The organism is Methylobacterium sp. Gmos1, assembly GCF_053764715.1.
The window spans coordinates 1-21,041 of sequence record NZ_JBSNCC010000034.1 but is presented as its reverse complement, the minus strand read 5'-3'; the positions used below and the strand labels follow the sequence as shown (position 1 = coordinate 21,041).

The following is a 21,041-nucleotide window of genomic DNA, read 5'->3' as shown; positions in this document are numbered from 1 at the left end:
AGCCCGTCAGTGCGGTGCCTGCGCCAGAAGCTTGCCGAAATCGGCGTCGAGCGAAGCGAGGCCGGCGTCGATCCGCCCGCGCCGCTCGGCGATCCACGCCGCCTGGCCGGCCACCGCCCGGTCGGCGGCGTCGAGCATCCGCGCCATCTCGGCCGGCTGCGGCCCGCCGCTCGTCGCGCGGTTGCGCACGATCGCCACGGGGTCGAGGGTCTGGCGGAACTCCGCCTCGCTCATCGGCAGGGGCCCGGCGGGCAAGCTCATCTCGTGCAGCGTCCGCTCGTAGATCGCCTGCGCCTCCGCATAGGGAAAGTCGCTCGGCCGGACGTCGTGGGCGCGGGCATAGTCGACGATCTCGGAGGCGAAGTGGTGGCCGGCGCGGAAGGGCAGGGCGTAGCGGCGCATCAAGACGTCCGCCAGCTCCTGCGAGGCAGTCCAGTCGCTGTTGAGCTCTTCCAGCGCGCGCTCGGGGCTGATGACGAGGGCGTTCAACGCGCGGTCCCACAAGTCCAGCATCCGCGTCGCGCCGGCGAGCACCGCGGTGTTGTCGCGCACGGTCTTGGCGTCGCTCATCCCCGGCGGGATGTTGTGAGCTTGGATCGCCCGTCCGATCCCGAGCGACACGACGCGCGAGGCCTCGGCGCGGGTGTCGTTGAGCAGGCCCGGATTGCGCTTCTGCGGCATCGCCGAGGAGACGTAGGTGTTGCCGCCGCCCTCCCGCAGGAGGATCCAGGGCCGCGGCTGGGCGTATTGCGTCATCACGTCCTCGACGAAGGCGCCGCAATGCAGCGCGATCGCGCTCGCGACAGTGCCGACCTCGACCGGGATCTCGGTCGCCGAGATCTGCGCGGCGTCGTAGGCGTTGTCGACGACGGCCGGGAAGCCGAGATAGGCCGCCATTCGGGGACGGTCGAGCGGCCAACTCGTCCCGTTCAGCACGGTCGTGCCCATCGGCGAGCGGTCGAGGCGCGCGAAGGCCTGTTGCAGCCGCTCGGCGTCGCGCGTGAGCCCGGCGACGTGGCCCAGCAGATAGTGGCCGTAGCTGTTCGCCTGCGCCGCCACGCCGTTGGTGTAGTTCGGCACTACCGTGCCCTCGTGCGCCCGGGCCAGGCGGACCATCGTGGCGGTGGTCCGGCGCAGGGCCTCGGCGAGCCGCAGCATCTCGTCGCGGATGATCGCCGCCCGCACGGTGGCGAGCATGTCCTGGCTGGAGCGGCCGGCATGCAGCAGCGTCGCCTCGACGCCGGCCGCCTGGATCAGCAGCGGCTCGAAGGTGATGACCAGCGTCGGCCGCTTGGCGCCGGGCTGGTCGCCGGCCCGCAGCACGGCGTCGAGTCCCTGCGCGATCCGCGGCGCGAGCGCGGGATCGAGCAGGCGCTGCTCGGTGTTGATGACGGCGCTCGCCTTGTTGATCTCGCCGAGCCAGTAGAACTCGTCGCGCGGTGCAGCCTGCGCCGGCGCGGCGAGGGCGTGGCCGCCGGCGAGCATCGCTCCGGCGAGCAAGGCGAATCTCAGCATCGTCCACCCTCCGGCGGATCCTTCGCGCCCGCCTGCCGACCGGGATAGTCGGTGGGGCGGGGTGGGCTCAAGCGCAGGGCACGCGGGGCAGGGTCTCGCCGTCGTGCCCCGGATCCTCTGCCATCCCGTCGGGACGCCCTGGACAAGAAGGCGCCGGTTTCACTTTACTTTCGCGGGTTACCGCCTCGTCGGATCCGGTCCGCGCCGGTTTTCGCGGCCGCCCGCCTCCGCTGCGGATCAGATCCGTGCAGGCCGCAAGCCCCGCCGCGGAAGGAGGCGTCGCGACGGCGCGCCCGCCCGATCCGGCACGCCTTGCGCGGCGTGCCGGATCGCCCGCAGGGGCGCCGTCGTGGCGTCAGCTCTTGCCCACCAGCGGGCAGCCGCCCTGGCTCATCGGCTTGAAGGCCTGCTCGCCGGGGATCGTCGCGAGCTTGTTGTAGACGTCCCAGGGCCCCTTCGACTCCGACGGCTTCTTGACCTCGAACAGGTACATGTCGTGGATCGTGCGGCCGTCGGCCCGGATCATGCCCTTGCCGAACAGCGGGTCGTCGGTCGGGTTGGCCTTCATCCACTCCATCACGACCTTCGCGTCCTTCGACTTCGTCGCCGCGACCGCCTTCAGGTAGTGCATCAGCCCGCCATAGACGCCGGCCTGGTTCATGCTCGGCATGTTGCCGTTCGCCCGCTTGCCGAAGCGCTCCGAGAAGGCCCGGGTCCCGTCGTTCAGGTCCCAGTAGAACGCCTCCGTCAGCACAAGCCCCTTGGCGGTCTCGAGCCCGAGGGCCTTGGCGTCCTGGGCGTAGAACAGGAGTGCGGCGAGCTTCTGCCCGCCTTCGGTGATGCCGAACTCGTGCGCCTGCTTGACCGCGTTGATGGTGTCGCCGCCGGCATTCGCCAGCCCGATCACCTTGGCGCCCGACCCTTGCGCCTGGATCAGGAAGGACGAGAAGTCGCTCGCCGGGAAGGGCACCTTGGCCGAGCCGAGGACCTTGCCGCCGCTGCGGGTGACGACGGCGGCGGTCTCGCTCTGGAGCGACTGCCCGAAGGCGTAGTCGGCGGTGAGGAAGAACCACGAGTCGCCGCCGCGCTTGACCATGGCGCCGCCGGTGCCGTTCGCCAGCGCGTAGGTGTCGTAGGTCCAGTGGACCGTGTTGGGCGAGCATTGCGACCCGGTCAGGTCGGTGGTGCCGGCGCCCGAATCGATGAAGATCTTGTTCTTCTCGCGGGTGACCTGGCTCACCGCGAGGGCCACCGACGAGGTCGGCACGTCGAAGATGGCGTCGACGCCGTCCCGGTCGTACCATTGCCGGGCGACGCCGGCGCCGATGTCGGGCTTGTTCTGATGGTCGGCCGAGACGATCTCGACCGTCACGTCCTTGCTGATCGCCGCGAAATCCTCCGCCGCCAGCTGCGCCGCGACGACCGAGCCCTTGCCGCCGATATCCGAGTAGACGCCCGACATGTCGTTCAGGACGCCGATCTTGACCTTGGTCTGAGCCAGGGCGGGCCACGCCGACAACACAAGGCAGCCGGCGGACAGGAGCCATCTCTTCAAGGGCATCACGCTTTCCTCCCGATGATCGTTGTTGTCGGGGCAGGAGGGGGCACGCGGCCGGGATCGTCAAGCGCGATGATCGGCGGGCCCGCGCGTCGCGGGCTCACGCCGCCTTCATCGTCGGGATCGCGCTGACGTCGACGGTCCGCGCCGCGTGCCAGAGATCGTGCGCCGCCTGCATCCTGAGCCACACCTCGGGACCGTTGCCGCAGAACTTGCCGATCCGCAGCGCCATCTCGGGCGACACGGCGGCGGTGCCGGCGAGGACCCGGTGCAGGGCCTGACGCGTCACGCCGAGATGCCGGGCCGCCGTCGAGACCGGCATGCCGAGGGCGGGAAGCACGTCCTCGCGCAGGATCTCGCCGGGATGGACGGGCGGACGGTCGGGATCGCGGCGAATCTCAGGAGCCATGGTAATCCTCCAGATCGACGTCGACGGCATCCTGGTCCTCGAACGCGAAGGTCAGGCGCCAGTTGCGCAAGATGGTGACGGCGTAGCGACCGGCTCGATCCCCCGAGAGAGCGTGGAAACCGTACGTGACTGTCCATATCCTCCGGGCGGGTTGCTTGATCGAGGAGCGTGAGCTGGCGATCGATCCTGCGCACCCAATCGGGGCGCAGGCCGCTCGCATCGCTCCTGGTCCAGAAGCGTTTGAGCGCCTTGCTGCGGAAGCTTCCGATCATGCCGGACTGTAACCCGTGGCGCGACAGTTTCAATCCATGGGTTACAGTCGGGGCTGCCCGAGCTGACCTTCGTCACCCCGCTGACCCGGCGCGACCCGCGCGCAAGCCAGGAACAGGCCCGCGACGCTGAACGCCACCACCGTCGAGGCGAGGATCCCGGCGAGCGGTCCGGCGAGGGCGGCACCGGTCACGTCGCCGAGATTCATCGCCGCCATGTAGATCTGGAACTGCGTCGCCGAGGCGCCGCCGGCGCGGCTCGCCAGCAGCACCGCCGGCTGCAGCGCGACGTAGAGGAGCGCCGGCACCACGCTGGCGAGGCCCAGGATGACGGGACCCGCCGCGGCTTCCAGCCCGGCCGCGATCAGCGCGCCCGCCGCCGCGAACGCCGCCGCGCAGGCCAGGAGGAGGAGGCGCAGGGCCCGCCCCGGCCCGATCCGGTCGACGGTGGCGCCGATGCCCGCCGCTCCGAGAGTGCCGCCCATGAGCGCGAGCAGCGCCTGGAGGCGCGAGAGGCTCTCGGCCTCCCAGCCATGGACCTGCACCAGCGCGACCGTGAACGGCACCTGGAACAGCGCGAGCCCGAGATCGATCGAGAAGCACATCGCCAGCAGGAGCGCCGCATCGCGCCGCCGGAACGTCGTGAAGAGTGTTCGCGCAAAGGCGAGGGGGTCCGGACCGCACCGCTGCCGCGGGGCGCACCGGCGCAAGGAGAGGAGCGCGTCGCCCGGAGTCTCGCGCACGAGGAGGGCCGCAAGGGCGAGCGGCGTCGTCAGGCCGAGGAGCGCGCCGGACGCGGCCGGAAAGCCGCGCGTCGCGAGGATCCAGGCGAAGACCGCGCTCCCGGCGGCGCTGCCGATCACGAAGCCCGCCCGGGTCGCCGCGCTGGTGCGCCCGAGTTCGTCCGTCGGCACGCTGCCGGCGATCATGCGGTCGGTGGCGGTGTCGGCGAGCGACGCGGCGAGGCTGTGCAGGGCGAGGACGAGGCTGATCGGCGTCAGGCCGGCTTGCCCGCCGAGGAGGAGCAGGCCGGCGAGGCTCGCCTGCGCCCCGAGGAGGGCGAGGACGAGCCAGAAGCGGCGCGGCCCCATGCGGCGGGGCGTGCCGCGGTCGATCACCGAGCCCCAGAGCAGCGGTTGCAGCACCCAGGGCAGGCCGACCAGCGCGAGGTGGCGGCCGACCTCCGCGGCGGAGGCGCCCGACGCGGCGAAGTGGTTGGCGAGCGCGGTGAGGCCGAAGCCGGCGACGATCCCCTGGTAGAGGTAGAGCAGCGTGAACAGGCCGAACCGCCAGCGCGACCGGTGCAGGCTCGGCGGTTCCTGGTTCATCGCGTCGGTCCCCCGGGCAGGCTGCCCGGCGTATCGAACCGCGAACCCCGCGCGGGTTCCCCGATGCCCCCTCCGCCCCGCGCGGTTCCTGGTGTACCGATGCCGGGTACGAGGGAGGAGACAACCGGAAATGGCCCGCATCCCCTATGCCGACACCACCCGGCCCGAGACGGCGCCGCTCGCCGAGCGGATCGTCGCCGAGCGGGGCGAGATCCTGCACCTCTACGCGATGCTGCTGCACAGCCCGCCGGTCGCCGAGGGCTGGCTCGCCTTCCTGACCGCGATCCGCCAGCGCTGCGACCTGCCCGGCGACGTGCGCGAACTGGTAATCGTGCAGGTCGCGCACCTGAACGGCGCCCGCTACGAGGCCGAGCAGCACGTGCCGATCGCGCTGCGCGAGGGCGTGACGCAGGCCCAGCTCGACGCGCTGCCGGACTGGCGCGGAACGGAGGTGTTTCCCCCGCGCGAGCGGGCGGTGCTGGCCTATTGCGACGCGATGACGAGAGACATCCACGTGGCGCCGGCGATCTTCGCGGCGTTGCGCGAGCATTTCGACCCGCGGGCGATCGTCGAGCTCACCGCCACGATCGGCGCCTACAACATGGTGTCGCGGTTCCTGGAGGCGATCGGGATCGATTCCTCCGACGACAAGGGAGCGACCCGATGAGCCGCCGCATCGCCGTGATGGGCCTCGGCCAGATGGGCTGGCCGATCGTCCGCAACCTCGCCCGCAAGGGCGACGGGACCGAGACGATCGTGGCGGTCGATGCCGATCCGGACCGCGTCGCCGGCCTGGCGGAGCCGGGGGTCGCCGTCACGACCGACCGGGGCGCGGTCGCGGGCGCCGACGTGCTGCTCCTGTGCCTGCCCGACGGCGACGTGGTCGAGAGCGTGCTGTTCGGCCCCGACGGGCTCGAGCCCCGCCTCGCGCCGGGCGCGACGGTGATCGACCTGAGCACCATCGCGCACGGGCAGGCGGTGGGGATCGGCCGGGCGCTGGAGGCGCGGGGATTCTCCGTCCTCGACGCGCCGGTCTCCGGGGCGCCGGCCGGGGCCGAGGCCGGGACGCTGACGGTGATGTGCGGCGGCGCGCCGAAGACCTTCGCGGCGATGAAGCCGCTGCTTGAGCGCATCGGCGCCGAAGTGCTGCACATGGGACCGCTCGGCAGCGGCCAGCTCACCAAGACGATCAACAACGTGATCTACGACATCAACATCGCGGCGCTCGCCGAGGTGCTGCCGATGGCGGTGGCGATGGGCCTCGACCCTTCACTGCTGGCGGGCGTGGTGACGACCGGGACCAGCCGCAGCTACGCCTCGCAGTACTTCGTGCCGCGGATCCTGCGCGGCGAGTTCGACGAGGGCTATCCCCTGGCCAAGGCCTACAAGGACCTCGTCAGCGCCGCCGCGGTCGCGGTCGGCCGCGGCTTTCCCCTGCCGGTGACGGCGGCCGCCACCACGACCTACCAGATGGCCCTGCGCGCCGGCCATGGCGGGCGCGACAAGGGCGCGATGGTGCTGCCCTTCGAGGCGATGCTCGGGGTGAAGGTCCGGGCGCCCTCGGGCTGAGGGCGCCGAGCCCTCGGACCGAGAGCGCCCTTCCCGGAACTCAGGCCGGCGACAGCACGTGGATGACGCGGGAGGCGATGTGCTCCTTCGTCTTCGCCCCGTATGCCGCCATGTGGGGCGCGGCCGCGTGCGCCTTGAGGGCGTCGAGGCTCGCCCATTTCTCGACCACCACGAAGGTGTCGGGCCCGAGCGGCGCCTGGATCGGCCCGGCGCCGTCGGTATCGACCGCCGCCCCGTACTCGATGCAGCCGTCCTCGGCATGGACGGCGGGCACGTTGGCCCGGAAGGCCTCCAGCACCGCGTCGCGCTGGCCGGGCTTGGCGGTGATGATGGCGAGGACGTGGATCATGGTGGTTCCTCCCGAGGAATTGGTCTTGGTGGGACGCTGACCCCGGCGGCGCGGGATCCCCTCTCTCGCCGGAGAGGTCGGGCGCAGGTGACGGTGCCCCGCTCCCGGAATCAAGCACCGAATGGCGGGCCGGCCGCGGAGCGATCCCGGCCGCTTGACCCCGGTCAGACCGGCCGCGCCCAAGAGCATCCGGCCAGTTCGAGGCTATTGCCGACGATTCGCTTGAATCACGCATGGAACTGTTCACGAATCGGCCGATTCAGCCGAGTCGAGGGACCAGATCACCCCGAATCGGCAGCCGCCGCGGCCCTGAGCCCGATTCGTCTGTGAATCGAATTTAACATCCACCGCCGAATCTCGACTCCGCATTGCCCGCCGCGCTCGAGTCGTGACACGACTCGTAACGTTACGAGTCGTGGAGCCGAGAGCGATGGCCGATACCCCGTCTCAGCGCGTCAAGAAGCTCCGCGAGGCCCGCAAGGCCTCCGGGGAGACGGAGACGAACGTCTGGGTGCCGGCGCAGGTGCAGCAGGCGATCGACGCGGCGGTGCGCGAGGGCAAGTTCCCGAACCGCCGCCTCGCGATCATCCACGCGCTCAAGCAGGTTTTCGTGGGACAGAACATGTAGACGCAGCAAAGCAAAAAAGCGCCGAGGTGGGGACCTCGGCGCTTTTTGGGATCTCATAACGGGGGCTGGGGAAGCCGCCGCTCGAAGACCGGATTGGCATCCTCCTTCTAGCGGTTCCCGACCTTCTCGTCAATGACGCCCTCTCGGGCGAACGGTCCCGCTTTGCCTCCGTCCAAGGAGGTGTGGAGTGGAGATGGTTCAGACCGGGGGCCGGCCGCTGACGCGCGCCGCCCTCGCCGGACAAAGACGCGCCCTCGAGGACGGGCGCACGGTCACGCGCAAGGAATTGTCGGCGTCGGCCCGCGAGGCCGCGAAGGCGCTGGGCTTACGCCCGGCCCTCCGGCTGGTCCTGTCCGAGCTCGTCGCCGCCTGGGGCGAGCAGGCGTGGTCGCGCCTGATCGTGTGGCCGTCGAACGACTACCTGGTCTCGCGCACCGGGCTGTCGGAGCGCGCCGTGCGCTACGCGATCCGCGACCTCGTGGGTCTCGAGATCATCACGCCGAAGGATTCGGCCAACGGCAAGCGCTACGCGATCCGCGCCCGCGACGGGACGATCCTCGACGCCTTCGGGTTCGACCTGACGCCGCTCTACGCCCGCCGGGGCGACTGGGCGCTGGCGATCCAGGCCCGGGCCGAGGCGCGGGAGCGCCGGCGGCGCGCCTTCGACCTCGTGACCATGCACCGGCGCGCCGTGGCGGAGGCGCTGCAGGCGCTCGTTACGCGCCATCCCGACACAACCCTGGCCGATCTCGTCGAAGCCCAGGCCAGCCTGGAGGCGACCACGCCGGAGCGGCGCGGCGCGGGCGATCCCGACCTCGTGCTGGAGGGTTGGTGCGAGCTGCGCCGGATGGTGGAGGATCGCTTCTACGCAGCCGGCTGTGACGGCAAGTCCTGCCCGCACATAGAACCAGAGAAAGGATCTCCTACCGAGGCTTGGAGCAAGGACTCGTCGGGGAATGCCGAACCGCCCCGTCCGATCGAGCGACCCGGTGCGGCTCCGAGCCCGGCGCTGATCATCGAGGCCTGCCCGGTGGCGTGCGATCTCGTGAGCGGCGAGATCCGCGAGGAGCACGAGGTGCTCGACGCGGGCCGCCAGCTGAGGGCATCGATCGGCGCGCATCCGAGCGCCTGGGCCGAGGCCTGCGCGACGGTCGGCCCCTACGAGGCGGCGGTGCTGGTGCTGATTGTGGCGCAGGCCCACGACGACGACGTCCGCTCAGGCGGAAACCGGATCCGCAATCCGGGCGGCTACTTCCGGCGCCTCGTGCGCCTGGCAGGGGAGGGGAGGTACCAGACCGGGACCGAGCTCCTGGCGATGCGTCGGCGGCGGCTGACGTGAGGGCGTCGTCGCCGTCAGCCCGAGAACGGCGGGGCCCTGAGCGAATCGCGCACCGCCGCGACGAGGTCGAGGGCGACCGGGGAGGGGCTGCGCTGGGGCGGAAACACCGCCGCGAACTCGAACTCGATCCGCGGCACGAAGGGGCGCACCACGACCCCGCGGCCCTCGAATTCCCGGGCGGTGAACGGATCGGAGATCGACACCCCGACCCCCGACGAGACGAGCCCGCAGATGATTTCCGACAGGGCGGTCTCGATCCTGAGAATCCGCCGCACTCCGTCGCGGTGGAAGGCCTGGTCGACGAGGTGGCGCCCGGTCGAGCCGGCGGTGAGCGACACGAAGGTCTCGCCCTCGAAGTCGCGCGGCCCGAGTTCCGTCTTCTCGGCCAGACGATGGCCCTCCGGCAGCACGGCCACCCGGGCGACCGCCGGCAGGCGCCGGCTCGGCACGCCCTCATGCGCGATCGGCACCTCGGCGAAGCCGACGTCGCACTGGTTGTTCGTCACCCAGTCGACCACGATCGGCGAGATCACCCCGAACAGCGACAGGTTCAGGTTCGGCCGTCCTTTCAGGAAATGCCCGGTCAGCCGCGGCAGGTAGCCGTTGGCGAGGGCCGGTAACGCCGCGACCCGCAGGAAGCCGGTGCGCCGGGCGCGGATCTCCTCGGCCGCCGCGCCGATCCGCTCGAGCCCGACGAAGGAGCGCTCGACCTCCGTGTAGAGCGCGGTCGCGGCCGCCGTCGGGACGAGGCCGGTGCCGCGCTTCTCGAACAGCGGCATGTTGAGCAGCGCCTGGAGGTCGCGCAGGAGCCGGCTCACCGCCGGCTGCGTCACCCCCATCAGGGCGGCGGCCTCGGTGACGCTGCCGGTGAGCATCGTGGCGCGGAAGGCCTCGACCTGCCGCAGGTTGATCCGTGCCATCGGGCCTCCTCTCGCACCCGACCATAACATTCCGGCATGAAGCGCGCGCGATTTCGCATTGGACGAGCCCCGGCCGGCCCGGCACCTTTTTGCCTATCGGCGCGCCATGGCACATTCTTGTGCAGCGCCGCATCGTGCCCGCGAGAGGAGACAGGTCCTTGGTGAAGCAGCTCGGCCTCCTGACCGCCCTCGGCCTCACGGCCCTCGCCACCTCGCTCACCCCCGCGACGGCGCAGCAGAAGACGCTCTACGTCGCCGGCTACGGCGGCTCGTTCGAGAAGACGATCCGCACCGAGGTGATCCCGGCCTTCGAGAAGGCCAACGACGTCAGGGTCGAGTACGTCGCCGGCAATTCCACCGATACGCTGGCGAAGCTCCAGGCGCAGAAGGGCAACCAGCAGATCGACGTCGCCATCGTCGACGACGGCCCGATGTACCAGGCGATCCAGCTCGGATTCTGCGATCGTATCGAGGGCGTGCCGACCGGCGACCTCTACGACCTCGCCCGCTTCACCGACGACAAGGCGGTGGCGACCGGCCTCGTCGCCACCGGGATCATGTACAACACCAAGGTCTTCGCGGAGAAGGGCTGGGCGCCGCCGACCTCCTGGAACGACCTCAAGGACCCCAAATACCGCCAGAAGCTCGTCATCCCGCCGATCAACAACACCTACGGGCTCAACGTCCTGGTGATGCTGGCAAAGATGAACGGCGGCAGCGAGAAGAACGTCGATACGGCGTTCAAGATCTTCAAGTCCGACATCAACCCGAACGTGCTCGCCTACGAGCCGTCGCCCGGCAAGATGACCGAGCTGTTCCAGTCCGGCCAGGCGGTGATCGCGGTGTGGGGCACCGGCCGGGTGCAGGGCCTGGCCAATACCGGCTTCCCGGTCGATTTCGTCTACCCGAAGGAGGGCGCGGTCGCGCTCCTCACCGCCGCCTGCCCGATCGCCAAGCCGAAGGGATCGCCGCTCGCCAACGCCTTCATCAAGGCGCTGCTCGACCCCAAGGTGCAGCTGACGATGCTCAAGGAATACGGCTACGGCCCGGTGGTGAAGTCGGTCGAGGTGCCGCCGGAGATCGTCAAGATGGCCCCCGTCGGCCCCCGCGCCGCCGCCCTCTACACCCCGGACTGGACGGTGGTGAACGAGAAGCGGGAGGAGTGGACGAAGAAGTGGAATCGGGAGGTCGAGCGGTAGGTCCGCCGGATTCTTGAAATCCCTCACGTTTCGCCACTTAAGGCGCGGGTTTCCTCCTCTCCCCGCGGGCGGGGAGAGGGCTTCACCCCCCTTGCCGGGGGTGAAGCAAGCGCAGGCGAAGCCGGAGCGAGGGTGAGGGGGTCTCGACGAGCGAGACTCTTCCGGAAGCACCCCCTCACCCTCGCCCTGCGGGCTCGTCGCATCCCCTGAACGGGGACGCGACCCTCTCCCCGCCCGCGGGGAGAGGAGAAATCAGTGCCCTTTCCTATCCCGGACAGCCCCGGATCCTGCCATGACCACGAACTCCCGCTCCGCCGCGCCGCTCCTCGAGCTCGAGCACGTCGCCAAGGCCTTCGGCAGCCACGTCGCGGTCGAGGATTTCAACCTCGCGGTGGCGCCGGGCGAGTTCGTCTCGTTCCTCGGGCCGTCTGGCTGCGGCAAGACCACGACGCTGCAGATGATCGCCGGCTTCCTCCAGCCCTCGCGCGGGACGATCCGCCTGGAGGGCCGCGACCTGACGAGCGTCCACCCCGCGAAGCGCGGTCTCGGCATCGTCTTCCAGAGCTACGCGCTCTTTCCCCACATGACGGCCGCCGAGAACGTCGCCTTCGGCCTCGAGATGCAGCGCGTCGGCCGGGCCGAGCGCACCGAGCGGGTCCGCGCGGCCCTGGCGATGGTGGGGCTTGGCGGCTACGAGGACCGGCACCCGCGCCGGATGTCCGGCGGCCAGCAGCAGCGGGTGGCGCTCGCCCGCGCCCTGGTGATCCGCCCGAGCGTGCTGCTCCTCGACGAGCCGCTGTCGAATCTCGACGCCAAGCTGCGCGAGGAGATGCAGATCGAGCTGCGCCAGATTCAGCGCAACCTCGGCACCACCACGATCCTCGTCACCCACGACCAGACCGAGGCCTTGTCGCTCTCCGACCGGATCGTCGTGATGAGCAAGGGCCGCATCGAGCAGATCGGCACGCCGCAGGACACCTACGAGCGGCCCGCCTCCGCCTTCGTCGCCCAGTTCCTCGGCAAGACCAACGACTTTGCCGCCCGCATCGAGGGCGCGAGCCCGGCCCGGATCGTCGCCGGCGGCTGGAGCGCGCCGGCGCCCGCGGGCGTTCGCGGCCCGGTGACGATCAGCGTGCGGCCCGAGCGCATCGGATTTGCCGAGACCGGCCTGCCGGGACGGGTCGCCGCGCGCATCTTCCAGGGCAACCACTGGCTGTTCCAGTGCGAGACCGAGTGCGGCCCGGCGATCGTGGTGCGCCCCAATGACGGCCTTGCCCAGCCCGGCGAGGGCGAGGCGGTGCGTCTCGCCTGGCGTCCCGAGGACATGAGCCTGCGCGCCGGAGCCGCCGCGTGAACGCCGCCGCGACCACGACCCTTCCGGCCGCCGCGGCGACGACGGCCCCCGAGCCCCGCGCCAGCCGCGCGCCGCTCTGGCTGATCCTGCCCGCCGTGCTGCTCTTCGTCGGCATCGTGCTGGTGCCGCTGGCGATGACGGTGCTGCTCTCGTTCCACGATTGGGGCCAGTACAAGGGCATCGAGCCGGTCCTGATCCTGAAGAACTGGCAGGAGATCGCGACCGACCCGTACTATGCCGAGATGTTCGGGCGCACGCTCCGCATCGCGCTCGTCACCACGCTCGTCACGGCGCTGCTCGGCGCGCCCGAGGCCTACATCCTCAACCGGATGAGCGGGCGCTGGCGCGGGATCTTCCTGCTCCTGATCCTCGGGCCGCTCCTGATCTCGGTCGTGGCGCGGACGCTGGGCTGGGCGCTGCTGTTCGGCGGCTCGAACGGGCTCGCCAACAAGCTGCTGATGTCGCTCGGCGTCATCTCCTCGCCGCTGCCGTTCCTGTTCACCGAGACCGGCGTCGTCATCGCGCTCGTCCACGTGATGATGCCGTTCATGGTGCTGTCGGTCTGGGCCGCGCTCCAGCGCCTCGACCCGCAGGTGGAGCACGCGGCGATGTCGCTGGGTGCGGGTCCCGTCACCATCATCCGCCGCATCGTCCTGCCGCAGGTCATGCCGGGGGTGCTCTCGGGCGCGATCATCGTGTTCTCGCTCTCGGCGAGCGCCTTCGCCACGCCGGCGATCATCGGCGGGCGCCGGCTCAAGGTCGCGGCGACGCTCGCCTACGACGAGTTCCTCAACACGCTGAACTGGCCGCTCGGCGCCGCGGTGGCGGTGCTGCTGCTCGTCGGCCTCGTGCTGATCGTCGTCGGCGCCAATGCCCTCGTCGAGCGCCGCTACGCGGAGGTGTCCCCATGAGCCGCAACGGCCCCCTCGCGCTCGCCTTCCACGGCCTGTTCGTGACCTTCATGCTGGCGCCAATCGCCGTCGTCTGCCTCGTCGCCTTCACGCCGGAGGGGTTCCTCTCGCTGCCGACGAACGGATTCTCGCTGCGCTGGTTTCGCGCGATCGCGGACTATCCCGAATTCGTCCACGCCTTCTGGGTCAGCCTCGGGCTCGGCGCGCTGTCGTCGCTCGTTGCCCTCCTCTTCGCGGTGCCGGCGGCGCTCGCGCTCACCCGCTACAGGGTGCCGGGCCGCAGCGCGCTCCAGGCGCTGTTCCTGTCGCCGCTGATGATCCCGCACGTGGTGCTCGGCGTCGCCTTCCTGCGCTTCTTCACGGCGCTCGGCCTCGGCGGCACCTTCCTGGCGCTGTTGTCCGCCCACATCGTCGTGGTGTTTCCGTTCGCGTTCCGGCTGACGCTGGCGGCCGCCGCCGGGCTCGATCCGTCGGTGGAGCGGGCGGCGGTGTCGCTCGGGGCCGGCGGGTTCACGTTGTTTCGTCGTGTCACCCTGCCGCTGATCCTGCCGGGCGTGGTGAGCGGCTGGGCGCTCGCCTTCATCCAGTCCTTCGACGACCTGACCATGACGGTCTTCCTCGCCGCGCCCGGCACCGAGACGCTGCCGGTGCGCATGTTCCTCTACATCCAGGACAACATCGACCCGCTGGTGACCTCGGTCTCGGCCTGCGTGATCGCCGTCACCATGGTGTGTCTCGCCATCCTCGACCGGCTCTACGGCCTCGACCGCGTGCTCGCGGGCAAGGGCGGCCATTAAAGCCCCGCCCGGCGTACAGGAGTTCACATGTCCAAGGACTACGACGTCGCCGTCGTCGGCGGCGGCCTGCTCGGCTCGGCCATCGCCTGGGGCCTCGGCCGGCTCGGGCAGCGGGTGGCCGTCCTCGACGAGGGCGACATCACCAAGCGCGCCTCGCGGGCGAACTTCGCCCTCGTCTGGGTGCAGAGCAAGGGCCTCGGCATGCCGGCCTATACCGGCTGGACCGTGCGCGCCGCGAAGAGCTGGGGAGAACTCGCTTCGGCGCTGCGCGAGCAGACCGGCCTCGACGTCTCGCTCCAGCAGAACGGCGGCTTCCACATCACGCTCGGCGCGGACGAGTACGACCGCCGCACCGACCTCGTTGCCCGGATGCACAACCAGATCGGCGCCGCCGACTACCGGATGGAGATGGTGTCCCGCTCGGAGGTCGAGCGGACCCTGTCAGGCATCGGCCCGGAGGTCTCCGGCGGCAGCTTCTGCCCGCTCGACGGCCACGTGAACTCGCTGCGCACCTACCGGGCGCTGCATACCGGGTTGAAGACGCTCGGTGTCGATTACCTGCCCGAGCGGCCGGTCTCCGCCATCACCCGCGACGGCGGCGAGTTCCGGCTGACGACGCCCTCGGGCGAGGTGCGGGCGGGGAAGGTGGTGCTCGCCGCCGGCAACGCCAACCAGGCGCTCGCCCCGATGGTCGGCCTCTCGGCGCCGATGGGACCGACGCGGGGCCAGATCATCGTCACCGAGCGCACCGCGCCTTTCCTGCCCCACACCCTCTCGACCCTGCGCCAGACCGACGAGGGCACGGTGATGATCGGCGACAGCAAGGAGGACGTGCTCGACGACCGCTCGATGCGCCAGGGCATCAACGCCGTGATGGCCGACCGGGCGCAGCGCACCTTCCCGCACCTCGCCCGCCTCAACGTGGTGCGCACCTGGTCCGGCATCCGGGTGATGCCGCGGGACGGTTTCCCGATCTACGACCAGTCGGAATCGCATCCCGGCGCCTTCGTCGCCTGCTGCCACTCGGGCGTGACGCTCGCCTCCAACCATGCCTTCGAGATCGCCCGGATGGTGGCGGGGGGCGCGCTCGAGCCGGAGCTGGTCGGGGCGTTCACGGCGAAGCGCTTCGAGGCGGCCGAGGCGAAGACCGGCAGCGGGTACTATTGAGATCTGATTTTCGCAGAAGTGACAGTCATCGGACACGACTGTTCCAACTCACAGGGTCATCCCGGGGCTCGCCGCAGGCGAGAGCCCGGGATCCAGAGCCGCAGGTCTGAACGAATCGAGCGGAACGGTATCCGCCTCTTCCTGAAACACCTGTGGTTCTGGATTCCGGGCTCCGCTCTCGCGGCCCCGGAATGACGCGGAGGGTGGCAGTCCCATCGGCCGCCCGACAACCACTCAGATTCCACGAGGGCCCCCGAGCCCGGAGACGCCCATGTTCAAGCGATCCGACCACGACACCAGACCGATCGTCCGCATCCTCGTCGAGGGCGCGACCGTCGAGGCGCGGGCGGGCGACAGCGTATCGGCCGCGTTGCTCGCCTCCGGCCGCGACGTGCGCCGGCTCACCGCGGTCAGCGGGGCGCCGCGGCTGCCCTACTGCATGATGGGCGTGTGCTTCGACTGCCTCGTCACCATCGACGGGGTCGGCAACCGCCAGGGCTGCCTCGTGCCGGTGGAAGACGGCATGCGCATCGAGATCCAGAAGGGCAAGCGGGAGATCGGCCGATGAGTAACGCTCCGAAGCGCGACGCCTACGACGTCGTGGTGATCGGCGCCGGTCCCGCGGGCCTCGCCGCCGCCGGCACCGCCGCCAAGGCCGGCCTCGCGGTCCTGCTCCTCGACGAGAATGCCGGTCCCGGCGGCCAGGTCTGGCGCGCCATCACCTCGACGCCGCTCGCCGACCGCAAGCAGCTCGGCGCCGATTTCTGGAGCGGCGAGGAACTGGTGCGGGCGCTCCGCGCCAGCAACGCCGAGGTGATCCACCGCGCCACGGTCTGGAGCCTCGACAAGGCGCTGGAGATCGGCGTCTCGGTCGGCGGCGGCTCGGCCTTCGTGAGCGCGCGGCGGGTGATCCTGGCGACCGGCGCGCTGGAGCGGCCGTTCCCGATTCCGGGCTGGACGCTGCCCGGCGTGATGACCGCCGGCGCGGCGCAGACGATGCTGAAATCGTCGGGCCTGGTGCCGGACGAGCCGACGGTGATCGCCGGCCAGGGGCCTTTGCTCTGGCTCCTCTCGGCTCAGATCCTGCGCCTCGGCGGCCGGATCGACCGGATCCTCGACACCACCGAGCGGAAGAACGTCGTCGGCGCCCTGCCGCACGCGCTCGCCTTCGCGACCTCGCCGTATTTCCGCAAGGGCCTCGCGCTGATGCGCGAGGTGCGCGCCAGGGTGAAGGTGGTCTCGGGCGTCACGGAGCTCGCCGCGACAGGGGAGGGGAGGCTCGCGAGCGTCACCTACAAGGTGGGGACGCGGGAGGAGACCCTGCCGGCCTCGCTGCTGCTCCTGCACCAGGGCGTGGTGCCGAACGTCAACCTCGCCATAGCGGCGGGCGTCGAGCACGCCTGGGACGACGTCCAGCTCGCCTGGCTGCCGGTGCTGGGGAAGGACGGGGCGACCTCGGTCGAGGGCATCGCGGTCGCGGGCGACGGCGCCGGGATAGGGGGAGCCGAGGCCGCGGCTTTGCGCGGCCGCCTCGCGGCGCTGGCGGCCGTCGAGGCCCTGGCGCCGGCAGCCCTCGCGAAGGTCGAATCGGCGGCGGGCGTGCGGGCCGAGCTGGCCCGGGCCGAGCGCGGCCGGCCGTTCCTCGACCTGCTGTTCCGGCCGGGCAGGCAGTTCCGCATCCCCGCCGACGACACGGTCGTCTGCCGCTGCGAGGAGATCACCGCCCGCGACATCCGCGAGGCGGTCGGGATCGGCGCGACGGGGCCGAACCAGCTCAAGGCCTACCGCCGCACCGGCATGGGCCCGTGCCAGGGCCGGCTCTGCGGCCTCACCGTCACCGAGCTGATGGCCGAGGCGCGGGGCAAGACCCCGCAGGAGATCGGCTACTACCGCCTGCGCGCGCCGGTGAAGCCGATCGCGCTGTCCGAGCTCGCCGCCCTGCCGACATCGAAGGCCGAGACCGAGGCGGTGGTGCGCGGATGACCGTCCTCAGCGACGCCATCGTGGTCGGCGGCGGGATCCACGGCTGCTCGACCGCACTCCATCTCTGCCGGGCCGGGCTCAAGCCCGTCCTGATCGAGAAGGACTATGCCGGCCGCCACGCCTCGGGGGTCAATGCCGGCGGCGTGCGCCAGCTCGCCCGCCACGTCGCCGAGATTCCGCTCTCGATCCGCTCGATGGACATCTGGGAGCGCATCGGCGACCTCGTCGACGACGATTGCGGCTTCGAGAGCCACGGCCAGGTGCTGGTCGCCGAGGATGACGGGGAGTTGTCGGCCTGCGCCGAGCGGGTCGCGGACCTGCACGGGCACGGCTTCACCCACGAGGAGCTGATCGACGGGGCGGAACTCCGCCGACTGGTGCCGGCCGTGGCCGAGACCTGTCCGGGCGGCGTCGTCTCGCGCCGCGACGGCGCGGCTCAGCCCGCCCGCACTGTGGCAGCGTTCCGGCGCAAGGCGGAAGAACTCGGGGCCATCGTCCGCGAGGGCGAGCCGGCGCGCAACGTGCGCCGGGAGGACGGGCTGTGGCGGGTCGACGTCGGCCCCGACACCTATGCGGCGCCGGTCCTCGTCAACGCCGCCGGCGCCTGGGCCGGGCGCATCGCGGAGAGCTTAGGGGAGCCGGTGCCGGTCGAGACCGTGGCGCCGATGCTGATGATCACCTCGAAGGTGCCGCACTTCATCGACCCGGTGGTGATCCTGCGCGGCCGCAAGCTGTCGTTCAAGCAGTTCGCGAACGGCACGGTGCTGATCGGCGGCGGCCATCTCGCGGTGCCGGACCAGGACAGGGGCACGACGGTGCTCGACTGGCGGCGCCTGTCCGAGAGCGCCCGCACGGTGTTCGAGCTGTTTCCCGTCATGCGCGACGCCCAGATCCTGCGCGCCTGGGCCGGCATCGAGGCCAGGACGAGGGACGACCTGCCGGTCCTCGGGCCGAGCGCCCGGCATCCCGGCCTCTACCACCAGTTCGGCTTCTCGCTGCACGGCTTCCAGCTCGGGCCGGCGGCGGGCGCCGTCATGGCCGAGCTCATCGTCGAGGGCGGCACCCAGACCCGGATCGGCGCGCTCGGCATCGAGCGCTTCCGGTCCTGACACCCAAGGAGAACCCGATGACCATCACCCGTTCGATCCGCACACCGATCATGCACCGCGCCGTCGAGGTCAACGGCCTCGTCTTCGTCGGCGGCACCATCGCGGACGATACCTCGGGGCCGATGGGCGCCCAGACCGAGAACATCTTAGGGAAAATCGCCGGCTACCTGAAGGAGGCAGGCACCGACGCCTCGCGCATCGTCTCGGCCACGATCTTCGTGACCGACCTGTCGCACAAGAAGGAGATGGACGCCGCCTGGACCCGCTTCTTCGGCGACGACCTGCCGGCCCGCGCCACCGTCGGCGTCGCGGATCTCGGCGGCGGCGCGCTCATCGAGGTCGTGGTGACGGCGGCCAAGGGGTAGGGCCGAGCCGCGATCGGGCGGGAGCGGGACTTCGGAGCCCCGTCGCGACCTTCGGGATTCGGAGCCTGTCGATCGTCTCGGCGTCCTCCGGCTTAGTGCACCTCACAAAGCTCCCGCTGCGCTGGCGCCGCCACATCGAGCAACGCTGGGGACCGGGAGTTTTGTGAGAGACACTCATTCCGGGGCCGCGAAAGCGGAGCCCGGAATCCGGACATCGCGGTGTTTCGGAAGAAACCCGTCGATGTTCCGCCCGCCGCACCCGGCCGGGGTTCGGTGCTGCTCGACGAAACGGGTCCGGGCGCGAGGCCGTGGCGGGGCCGGCTCACCCCGTGCTAAGCGCGGGACAGTTCACCCGGAGCCAGGCCATGCCGACCCTGACCCATCTCGACGCCGCCGGCGCCGCCAACATGGTCGACGTCACCGACAAGGCCGCGACCGACCGCGCCGCCCGCGCCGAGGGCCTGGTGGTGATGAACCCCGAGACCCTGCGGCTGATCCGGGAGGGCGACGCCAAGAAGGGCGACGTGCTCGGCACCGCGCGGCTCGCCGGCATTATGGCGGCCAAGCGCACCCACGAGCTGATCCCGCTGTGCCACCCGCTGCTCCTGACCAAGGTCCGGGTCGAGTGCGAGCCCGACGAGGGCCTGCCGGGCATCCGGATCACCGCGGAGGTGCGGGTGCAGGGCCCGACCGGCGTCGAGATGGAGGCGCTGACCGCCGTCTCGGTGGCCTGCCTGACGGTCTACGACATGGTCAAGGCCGCCGACCGGGGCATGCGGGTCGAGGGGATCAGGCTGCTCCACAAGAGCGGCGGCCGCTCCGGCGTGTGGGAGGCTTCCGCCGGCCGGGAGGCCGGCGCGTGAGCGCGCTCCTTCCCGTCGCCGAGGCGCTGGCGCGCATCCTCGCCGATGTCCGTCCGGTCGAGGCCGAGGCCGTCGCCATCACCGCCGCCGCCGGCCGCACGCTGGCCGAGGACGTGCGGGCCTTGCGCACCCAGCCCCCCTTCGCGACCTCGGCGATGGACGGCTACGCCGTGCGCGCCGCCGACGTCGCCGGGGCCTCGCCCGAGGCGCCGGTGCGCCTCACCGTCACCGCCACCAGCGCCGCGGGCCACGGCGCCCGCGGGCCGGTGGGTCCGGGCGAGGCGATCCGCATCTTCACCGGCGCGCCGCTGCCCGAGGGCGCCGACACGGTGGTGATCCAGGAGGACACCGAGGCGCAAGGCGACACGGTGCTCGCCCGCGCCGACAATCCGACCGGGCGCCATATTCGCAGCAGCGGGCTCGACTTCCGCGAGGGCGACCGGCTGCTCTCGGCCGGCGAGCGCCTCGACGGCTGGCGCGTCGCGCTCGCCGCCGCGGGCGGGCACCCGACCTTGCGCGTCCGGCGCCGGCCCCGCGTCGCGGTGCTCGCCACCGGCGACGAGCTGGTGCGGCCGGGCGAGGCGGCGGCGTGGGACCAGATCGTCGCCTCGAACGGGCTGGCGCTCGCCGCGATGGCGGAGGCCGCAGGCGCCGAGGCGATCGATCTCGGCATCGCCGGCGACACCTTCGCCGATCTCGAAGGCGCGATCACGCGCGCCCGCGACGAACACGCCGACCTCCTCGTCACGCTCGGCGGCGCCTCGGTCGGCGACCACGACCTCGTCCAGTCGGCGCTCTCGCGCCAGGGGCTCGATCTCGGGTTCTGGCGTGTGGCCTTGCGGCCCGGCAAGCCGCTGATGCACGGCCGCCTCGGGCGGATGGCGGTGCTGGGGCTGCCCGGCAACCCGGTCTCGTCGGTGGTGTGCGGGCTGCTCTTCGTCGATCCCCTGATCCGGGCGCTCCTCGGCGACCCGCAGGCCGGGGCAGACCGCAGCGAGCCGGGCCTCCTCGGGCGCGACCTGCCGGCCAATGACGGGCGCCAGGACTACATGCGCGCCGCCCTCGACACCGCGCCGGACCGGCTGCCGGTGGTCCACCCGGCCGAGCGCCAGGATTCCTCGATGCTCTCGGTGCTCGCCCGCTCCGAGGCGCTGCTGATCCGCGCGCCCCACGCGCCGGCGGCCCGGGCCGGCGACCCCTGCCGCATCCTGCGGCTCGACCGGGGATTCTAAGCAGATTTCGCCGAAGTGGTTGCCGGTTCGTCGAAGGTATGCGGCAAGATCAAAGACCTAGAGCGTGTTATGAACTGATTATTGTACGTTCGATTTTGCTGAGCATATCGCAGACGAAGGCAACCATGTGGAGGCCCGCCAATGTGCTGGCGTAGCGCTCGTAATCCTTGACCAGCC

The 21,041-nt window shown here is 71.2% G+C and carries 21 protein-coding genes and 1 pseudogene; 15 read left to right on the top strand and 7 right to left on the bottom strand.

Features of this window, described 5'->3' with window-relative positions; all coding sequences use genetic code 11:
* Positions 1–6: 6 nt before the first annotated feature.
* The 4 genes from ACS5PV_RS31320 to ACS5PV_RS31305 all read right to left on the bottom strand — a co-directional run bounded on the left by ACS5PV_RS31320 (position 7) and on the right by ACS5PV_RS31305 (position 5,079).
* Positions 7–1,515 carry a lyase family protein gene (locus tag ACS5PV_RS31320; RefSeq protein ID WP_455399223.1) on the bottom strand — a complete coding sequence of 503 codons (1,509 nt, stop codon included), beginning with the start codon at positions 1,513–1,515 and terminating at the stop codon, positions 7–9.
* A 355-nt stretch (positions 1,516–1,870) separates the two neighbouring features.
* Positions 1,871–3,076: an ABC transporter substrate-binding protein gene (locus ACS5PV_RS31315; protein WP_455399222.1), complete on the bottom strand. Its 1,206-nt coding sequence runs from the start codon at positions 3,074–3,076 to the stop codon at positions 1,871–1,873.
* A gap of 97 nt (positions 3,077–3,173) precedes the next feature.
* Entirely contained in the window at positions 3,174–3,482 is a 309-nt protein-coding gene (locus tag ACS5PV_RS31310; RefSeq protein ID WP_455399221.1) for a HigA family addiction module antitoxin, read from the bottom strand.
* 313 nt (positions 3,483–3,795) lie between these two features.
* Positions 3,796–5,079: an MFS transporter gene (locus ACS5PV_RS31305; protein ID WP_455399220.1), complete on the bottom strand. Its 1,284-nt coding sequence runs from the start codon at positions 5,077–5,079 to the stop codon at positions 3,796–3,798.
* Positions 5,080–5,209: 130 nt separating this feature from the next.
* Here ACS5PV_RS31305 and ACS5PV_RS31300 point away from each other — a divergent pair, with 130 nt between their 5' ends.
* Positions 5,210–5,746, top strand: coding sequence for a carboxymuconolactone decarboxylase family protein (locus tag ACS5PV_RS31300; RefSeq protein WP_455399219.1), 537 nt, complete (start codon positions 5,210–5,212; stop codon positions 5,744–5,746).
* Entirely contained in the window at positions 5,743–6,648 is a 906-nt protein-coding gene (locus ACS5PV_RS31295) for an NAD(P)-dependent oxidoreductase (protein ID WP_455399218.1), read from the top strand. The genes ACS5PV_RS31300 and ACS5PV_RS31295 overlap by 4 nt, the downstream gene beginning before the upstream one ends.
* A gap of 40 nt (positions 6,649–6,688) precedes the next feature.
* Here the strand turns inward: ACS5PV_RS31295 and ACS5PV_RS31290 are convergent, their stop codons facing one another.
* Positions 6,689–6,997, bottom strand: a complete 309-nt coding sequence (locus tag ACS5PV_RS31290) for a putative quinol monooxygenase (protein ID WP_455399217.1) — start codon at positions 6,995–6,997, stop codon at positions 6,689–6,691.
* A 430-nt stretch (positions 6,998–7,427) separates the two neighbouring features.
* Here ACS5PV_RS31290 and ACS5PV_RS31285 point away from each other — a divergent pair, with 430 nt between their 5' ends.
* Both ACS5PV_RS31285 and repC read left to right on the top strand, forming a co-directional pair.
* Entirely contained in the window at positions 7,428–7,625 is a 198-nt protein-coding gene (locus tag ACS5PV_RS31285; protein ID WP_455399216.1) for a hypothetical protein, read from the top strand.
* A 193-nt stretch (positions 7,626–7,818) separates the two neighbouring features.
* The gene (gene repC, locus ACS5PV_RS31280) at positions 7,819–8,964 is read left to right on the top strand and encodes a plasmid replication protein RepC (protein WP_455399215.1); all 1,146 of its coding nucleotides are present in this window, start codon (positions 7,819–7,821) and stop codon (positions 8,962–8,964) included.
* Between the two features lie 14 nt (positions 8,965–8,978).
* On the opposite strand, the gene ACS5PV_RS31275 is transcribed toward repC, so the two are convergent.
* A complete protein-coding gene (locus tag ACS5PV_RS31275; protein WP_455399214.1) occupies positions 8,979–9,884 on the bottom strand; it encodes a LysR substrate-binding domain-containing protein in 906 nt (301 codons plus the stop codon).
* A gap of 161 nt (positions 9,885–10,045) precedes the next feature.
* Between ACS5PV_RS31275 and ACS5PV_RS31270 the strand changes: the two genes are divergently transcribed.
* From ACS5PV_RS31270 to ACS5PV_RS31220, 11 genes are all read left to right on the top strand, one after another.
* Complete coding sequence (locus ACS5PV_RS31270; protein WP_455399213.1) at positions 10,046–11,083, top strand: ABC transporter substrate-binding protein; 1,038 nt, start codon at positions 10,046–10,048, stop codon at positions 11,081–11,083.
* 292 nt (positions 11,084–11,375) lie between these two features.
* Positions 11,376–12,437, top strand: a complete 1,062-nt coding sequence (locus ACS5PV_RS31265) for an ABC transporter ATP-binding protein (protein ID WP_455399212.1) — start codon at positions 11,376–11,378, stop codon at positions 12,435–12,437.
* An 80-nt stretch (positions 12,438–12,517) separates the two neighbouring features.
* Positions 12,518–13,348, top strand: a complete 831-nt coding sequence (locus ACS5PV_RS31260; RefSeq protein ID WP_455399235.1) for an ABC transporter permease — start codon at positions 12,518–12,520, stop codon at positions 13,346–13,348.
* Positions 13,345–14,145 (top strand): ABC transporter permease, encoded by an 801-nt coding sequence (locus ACS5PV_RS31255; RefSeq protein ID WP_455399211.1) that lies wholly within the window; start codon positions 13,345–13,347, stop codon positions 14,143–14,145. Before ACS5PV_RS31260 ends, ACS5PV_RS31255 begins: the two co-directional genes overlap by 4 nt.
* 27 nt (positions 14,146–14,172) lie before the next feature.
* The gene (locus ACS5PV_RS31250; RefSeq protein WP_455399210.1) at positions 14,173–15,312 is read left to right on the top strand and encodes an NAD(P)/FAD-dependent oxidoreductase; all 1,140 of its coding nucleotides are present in this window, start codon (positions 14,173–14,175) and stop codon (positions 15,310–15,312) included.
* A 271-nt stretch (positions 15,313–15,583) separates the two neighbouring features.
* The gene (locus ACS5PV_RS31245) at positions 15,584–15,880 is read left to right on the top strand and encodes a (2Fe-2S)-binding protein (protein ID WP_455399209.1); all 297 of its coding nucleotides are present in this window, start codon (positions 15,584–15,586) and stop codon (positions 15,878–15,880) included.
* Positions 15,877–17,295, top strand: a complete 1,419-nt coding sequence (locus ACS5PV_RS31240) for an FAD/NAD(P)-dependent oxidoreductase (RefSeq protein ID WP_455399208.1) — start codon at positions 15,877–15,879, stop codon at positions 17,293–17,295. Before ACS5PV_RS31245 ends, ACS5PV_RS31240 begins: the two co-directional genes overlap by 4 nt.
* The gene (locus ACS5PV_RS31235) at positions 17,292–18,404 is read left to right on the top strand and encodes an NAD(P)/FAD-dependent oxidoreductase (protein WP_455399207.1); all 1,113 of its coding nucleotides are present in this window, start codon (positions 17,292–17,294) and stop codon (positions 18,402–18,404) included. Before ACS5PV_RS31240 ends, ACS5PV_RS31235 begins: the two co-directional genes overlap by 4 nt.
* 17 nt (positions 18,405–18,421) lie before the next feature.
* Entirely contained in the window at positions 18,422–18,769 is a 348-nt protein-coding gene (locus ACS5PV_RS31230; protein WP_455399206.1) for a RidA family protein, read from the top strand.
* 365 nt (positions 18,770–19,134) lie between these two features.
* Positions 19,135–19,632, top strand: coding sequence for a cyclic pyranopterin monophosphate synthase MoaC (gene moaC / locus ACS5PV_RS31225; RefSeq protein WP_455399205.1), 498 nt, complete (start codon positions 19,135–19,137; stop codon positions 19,630–19,632).
* Entirely contained in the window at positions 19,629–20,864 is a 1,236-nt protein-coding gene (locus ACS5PV_RS31220; RefSeq protein WP_455399204.1) for a molybdopterin molybdotransferase MoeA, read from the top strand. The genes moaC and ACS5PV_RS31220 overlap by 4 nt, the downstream gene beginning before the upstream one ends.
* Positions 20,865–20,931: 67 nt before the next feature.
* Here ACS5PV_RS31220 and ACS5PV_RS31215 read toward each other — a convergent pair.
* Positions 20,932–21,041, bottom strand: a pseudogene (locus ACS5PV_RS31215) (IS5/IS1182 family transposase); the annotation flags it as partial.

Bases quoted from the DNA above. Each gene is read 5' to 3' on its own strand.
- ACS5PV_RS31320 (WP_455399223.1), bottom strand. From the start codon at position 1,515: ATGCTGAGATTCGCCTTGCTCGCCGGAGCGATGCTCGCCGGCGGCCAC.
- ACS5PV_RS31315 (WP_455399222.1), bottom strand. From the start codon at position 3,076: ATGCCCTTGAAGAGATGGCTCCTGTCCGCCGGCTGCCTTGTGTTGTCG.
- ACS5PV_RS31310 (WP_455399221.1), bottom strand. From the start codon at position 3,482: ATGGCTCCTGAGATTCGCCGCGATCCCGACCGTCCGCCCGTCCATCCC.
- ACS5PV_RS31305 (WP_455399220.1), bottom strand. From the start codon at position 5,079: ATGAACCAGGAACCGCCGAGCCTGCACCGGTCGCGCTGGCGGTTCGGC.
- ACS5PV_RS31300 (WP_455399219.1), top strand. From the start codon at position 5,210: ATGGCCCGCATCCCCTATGCCGACACCACCCGGCCCGAGACGGCGCCG.
- ACS5PV_RS31295 (WP_455399218.1), top strand. From the start codon at position 5,743: ATGAGCCGCCGCATCGCCGTGATGGGCCTCGGCCAGATGGGCTGGCCG.
- ACS5PV_RS31290 (WP_455399217.1), bottom strand. From the start codon at position 6,997: ATGATCCACGTCCTCGCCATCATCACCGCCAAGCCCGGCCAGCGCGAC.
- ACS5PV_RS31285 (WP_455399216.1), top strand. From the start codon at position 7,428: ATGGCCGATACCCCGTCTCAGCGCGTCAAGAAGCTCCGCGAGGCCCGC.
- repC (WP_455399215.1), top strand. From the start codon at position 7,819: ATGGTTCAGACCGGGGGCCGGCCGCTGACGCGCGCCGCCCTCGCCGGA.
- ACS5PV_RS31275 (WP_455399214.1), bottom strand. From the start codon at position 9,884: ATGGCACGGATCAACCTGCGGCAGGTCGAGGCCTTCCGCGCCACGATG.
- ACS5PV_RS31265 (WP_455399212.1), top strand. From the start codon at position 11,376: ATGACCACGAACTCCCGCTCCGCCGCGCCGCTCCTCGAGCTCGAGCAC.
- ACS5PV_RS31255 (WP_455399211.1), top strand. From the start codon at position 13,345: ATGAGCCGCAACGGCCCCCTCGCGCTCGCCTTCCACGGCCTGTTCGTG.
- ACS5PV_RS31250 (WP_455399210.1), top strand. From the start codon at position 14,173: ATGTCCAAGGACTACGACGTCGCCGTCGTCGGCGGCGGCCTGCTCGGC.
- ACS5PV_RS31245 (WP_455399209.1), top strand. From the start codon at position 15,584: ATGTTCAAGCGATCCGACCACGACACCAGACCGATCGTCCGCATCCTC.
- ACS5PV_RS31240 (WP_455399208.1), top strand. From the start codon at position 15,877: ATGAGTAACGCTCCGAAGCGCGACGCCTACGACGTCGTGGTGATCGGC.
- ACS5PV_RS31235 (WP_455399207.1), top strand. From the start codon at position 17,292: ATGACCGTCCTCAGCGACGCCATCGTGGTCGGCGGCGGGATCCACGGC.
- ACS5PV_RS31230 (WP_455399206.1), top strand. From the start codon at position 18,422: ATGACCATCACCCGTTCGATCCGCACACCGATCATGCACCGCGCCGTC.
- moaC (WP_455399205.1), top strand. From the start codon at position 19,135: ATGCCGACCCTGACCCATCTCGACGCCGCCGGCGCCGCCAACATGGTC.